Source organism: Psychromonas hadalis ATCC BAA-638 (assembly GCF_000420245.1).
Classification (GTDB): Bacteria; Pseudomonadota; Gammaproteobacteria; order Enterobacterales; family Psychromonadaceae; genus Psychromonas; species Psychromonas hadalis.
The window spans coordinates 1-3,136 of the sequence record NZ_ATUO01000254.1 but is presented as its reverse complement, the minus strand read 5'-3'; the positions used below and the strand labels follow the sequence as shown (position 1 = coordinate 3,136).

2 protein-coding genes are annotated in these 3,136 nt (G+C 40.8%); both read right to left on the bottom strand.

Annotated features, from left to right (window positions below):
* Window positions 1-96: 96 nt before the first annotated feature.
* Window positions 97-828, bottom strand: coding sequence for a glutathione peroxidase (locus G322_RS0118365; protein ID WP_022943141.1), 732 nt, complete (start codon window positions 826-828; stop codon window positions 97-99).
* Between the two features lie 223 nt (window positions 829-1,051).
* A complete protein-coding gene (rep, locus tag G322_RS0118360) occupies window positions 1,052-3,061 on the bottom strand; it encodes a DNA helicase Rep (RefSeq protein ID WP_022943140.1) in 2,010 nt (669 codons plus the stop codon).
* Window positions 3,062-3,136: the final 75 nt, after the last annotated feature.

Below are 3,136 nucleotides of genomic sequence, written 5' to 3'. Positions count from 1 at the left end.
TAAGGCTTTTTGGAAACAATTTATCGCAAGTTATTTTGTAACGATTTCATCAGGCTTTTTGAAAACAATTTAGCGCAAGTTATTGTGTAACGATTGCTAACCGTTTACATAGGCAATCACGGCATCACTGTCGCCAAGGTGCTTACCATCAACATAGAGTTGTGGCACAGTCGTTTCACCTGTAATGGCTTTTAAGCTAACACTCGTTGCGTCGGTGCCTAATACAATCTCTTCAAAAGCGATGTTACTGTCGTTTAGCGCTTGCTTCGCTTTGGCACAGAACGGACAACCCGGCTTTGTAAACAGTGCAACGGCTGATGGCGCTTTCGCTGTTGGGTTAATGTAATTAAGCATGGTATCCGCATCAGAAACTTCAAACGGGTCACCCGGTTGGTTTGGCTCGATGAACATTTTTTCGATCACGCCATCTTTGACTAACATGCTGTAACGCCAGCTACGTTTACCAAAACCGATATCACTCTTGTCTACTAGCATGCCCATGCCTTCACTAAATTCACCACTACCATCGGGTACAACAGTAATATTTTGTGCTTCTTGATCAGCAAGCCATGCGTTCATGACAAAGGTATCATTGACAGCGAGACAAACAATGTCATCAACGCCATTCTCTTTAAGTACGCCCGCTAATTCATTGTAACGAGGTAAGTGAGTAGAAGAACAAGTTGGTGTGAATGCACCCGGTAGTGCAAATACCACCACTGTTTTTCCTTTAAATAGCTCATCTGTTGTTACGTTTACCCACTCATCACCTTGACGTGTTGGGAAAGTAACTGATGGGATGCGTTGACCTTCGATATTATTTAACATGTTGTGCTCCTGTATTTAAAAATAAATTTTAAAATTAATAAGTTTAGTTAAGTTTTGAAAACAATCTCTGTTTCGATGAGGTAATTATCTACAAAAACAGTTGATAGGTAAAATCGTTTGTAATTATTGAATTGATAGCCAAAGGCAATTGAAAAGTTTGAAAATAATTAACTCTTTGATTTTCCAAGCAGGACTGAAGTCCTACGTCCAAATAATGATACTTTTAATCAAACAAGGCTTTCAAGCTGGCCATGCCTTTATCGGCGACTGCTTTTTTCTGCTCAACGGTTTTTTTTCGTGGGCCACTTTCCCAATCCAGATCGTCCTGCGGTAACTCTAATAAAAAACGACTTGGGGTGGGGTTAATCGTTTCACCATACTGATTACGCTCTTTAGCAAGAATGAAAGTCAGCTCTTTCTGCGCGCGGGTAATGCCCACATAGGCAAGACGACGCTCTTCATCAACGTTATCTTCATCGATGCTCACTTGATGCGGTAAAATACCCTCCTCCATGCCCACTAAATAAACATAAGGAAACTCCAACCCTTTCGAGGCATGTAGCGTCATCAATTGCACTTGGTCTAGCTCTTCATCCTCTTCATTGCGCGATAACATATCACGCAATGTTAAACGAGCAACGACCTCTTCTAGTGTCATCGGTTCATCTAATGAATCCCCTTTTAGCATCTCAGTTACCCATTTAAATAACATTGATACATTTTTCATCTGCATTTCAGCGGCTTTGGGGCTAGGACTATTTTCATATAACCAATCTTCATAACCGATATCACGGATCAAATCGCGCACAACATCAATCTGCTCTTCCCGTTTGAGCCTATCGTTAAGCTCGACTAACCAACGAGTAAATGCTTGCAGTGATAATAGCCCTTTGCCATTGAGTGTTTGCTCAAGCCCCAGCTCAAAACTGGCTGTAAACATGCTGATGTGGCGTAAATTGGCATAATTACCCAATTTTTCACGACTCACCGCACCAATACCACGAGGTGGTTTATTAACTACACGAATAAAGGCATTTTCATCATTTTGATTTACCAATAATTTAAGATAAGCCATGATATCTTTGACTTCAGCGCGGGCAAAAAAGGAGGTGCCTCCGCTAATTTTATAAGGGATACGGTTTTCCATCATCACCTTTTCAAGCAGGCGACTTTGATGGTTACCACGATATAAAACAGCATAATCTTTGAACGCGCAACCGTTCATAAATTTATGTCCAGAGATCTCCATCACCACACGCTCGGCTTCATGTTTCTCATTTTTAGCGGTTAATACCTTTATTGGCTCACCATAAGCAAGCTCACTAAACAGACGTTTTTCAAACTCATGATCATTATTAGCAATAAGCACATTAGCAGCTTTTAAAATACGTTGGCTAGAGCGATAGTTTTGCTCCAATTTAATTACTTTAAGTTGTGGAAAGTCTCGTTGTAATAGGGTTAAGTTTTCAGGACGTGCACCACGCCAAGAATAGATAGATTGGTCATCGTCACCCACCACCGTAAAACGCGCACGCTCACCCACTAACGCTTTAATCAACTCATATTGGCTGGTATTGGTATCTTGGTATTCATCAACGAGCAGATAACGGATCTTCTTCTGCCAACGTAGACGCACCTCTTCTTTATGAGAAAGCAGCAGTGTTGGAAGCACAATCAGATCATCAAAATCGAGGGCGTTATAGGCTTTAAGCTGACGCTGATAAAGATCGTAAGCATGTGCAAAAATAACATCACGCTCACCTTTTGCCTGTTTAATCGCTTGTGGCGGTAATATTAACGCATTTTTCCAATTAGATATTTGTGTCACCAGTGCTTTAAGGAGATCGGTATCTTCTTGAAGTTGTTTCTCTGTTAACTCTTTTAATAATGCAAAGCTATCTTGATCATCAAACAGAGTGAATCCTGCTTTCATGCCTAAGGTTTTCACCTCACGTTTAATAATATCTAGCCCTAAAGAGTGAAAAGTAGAGATCATTAAACCACGCGCTTCTTTACGTCCCAAAGTTTGACTAACGCGCTCTTTCATCTCACGAGCCGCTTTATTCGTAAACGTCACCGCAGCAATATTTTTAGCGAGATAATCACAATGTTGCACTAAATACGCAATTTTATTGGTGATAACACGTGTTTTACCACTGCCCGCCCCCGCCAAAACCAAACAGGGGCCAGAGATCATTTTAACAGCAGCATCTTGCCCAGCATTGAGTTTCATTGTTTATCCAAGAAAGAAAAAGAGTAAGGAATCGTTACACAATAACTTGCGCTAAATTGTTTTCAAAAAGCCTGA